The 1122-nt window shown below is 48.3% G+C and carries 1 protein-coding gene and 1 pseudogene; both read right to left on the minus strand.

What is annotated here, in order from left to right; all coding sequences use genetic code 11:
• Positions 1–155: pseudogene (locus tag BG32_RS17015) on the minus strand (anaerobic sulfatase maturase); the annotation flags it as partial.
• A gap of 40 nt (positions 156–195) precedes the next feature.
• Positions 196–1122, minus strand: a 927-nt coding sequence (locus BG32_RS01790; RefSeq protein WP_147434791.1) for a sulfatase-like hydrolase/transferase, incomplete at its 5' end; no start/stop codon positions are given.

Consider the following 1122-nt stretch of genomic DNA (forward strand, 5'->3'; position numbering starts at 1 on the left):
TCGCTTATAACGTTTCTGCTGTTTATAAGCTCCTGTTTATGCAAATAAAAGCAGTAGGCGCAGTCGAGATTGCATAGGGCTCCCGTGGGTTTGACCATAACGTGAAACGCATTTATACTTTCCCTCGTTCTCCTATCGACTGCGCCCTCTGCCATTTACTGCTCTCCCTCTATGCGAGCTATTTCCTTATTCGTTCTAGTGACCCGTAATGATTTCAACTACAGGTGGATATTCAAGGAATGTGTCAATATGTTTCTTCATGGCTTCCAAGAAGAGATCTGTGAAAACCAGTTTTCTTATGGAGACGTTGTGTTCTTCCTTCGGATCCAGATAGAGATTGTACAGGTGATAATACGGGAAGGCCATTATGTAACCGGTAAAGCCTCCGGGATTAACGATTCCCTCTCCCGAATCCGATTCGGCAAACTGTACGTATTTGTACTCGGCTACCCTTACGGCAGAGAAGTAGCTCATAAGCCAGTAGTAGATGTACTTCCTGTTTGAGAGTCCCTCCTCGGCTAGGAGGAATGAAGTCTGGTCTACTCCGTCGATAAACCTGTCTGTAGGGATAGAATCGGTTGCGCCCGCAAGTGTAAGGCATGTATTGAAGATATCGGCAATGTCGAAGAGGCCGTCGGAGGCCCGTCCAGGTTCTATCATTCCCTTCCAGTAGAAGATTGCGGGTACTCTGACGCCACCTTCCCAGGTTGAACCTTTCGCACCTCTAAACGGCGAATAAGCGCTGTCCGGCCATGATTCCATCTCTGGGCCGTTGTCGGACGCGATGAAAATCAGTGTGTTCTCGAGTTGTCCAGTTCTCTCGAGCGCTGCGACCAGCTCACCCAGTATGTCGTCAAGTTCGACTATTGTGTCTTTGTAAACCTGCTTGGCCGGAGACGACCCCTCATACTCGTCTCTGGGATAGTTGTCAAAGTGAGCTCCCCTCGTGCAGTGGTAAAGGAAGAACGGCTGGTCGCTATCGGCCATCTTTTCAATAAATTCAATCGAGTAGTCTTTCCAGTACTCGTCTAGATGTGAAGATACCTCGATATCTATCTCTTTAACCTGTTCGATTGTGCCGCCCTTTTCTGCGTGAACCCAGTACTTCTCGAAAGCCCACTC

This window comes from Mesotoga sp. HF07.pep.5.2.highcov (genome assembly GCF_003666285.1).
Lineage (GTDB): Bacteria > Thermotogota > Thermotogae > Petrotogales > Kosmotogaceae > Mesotoga > Mesotoga prima.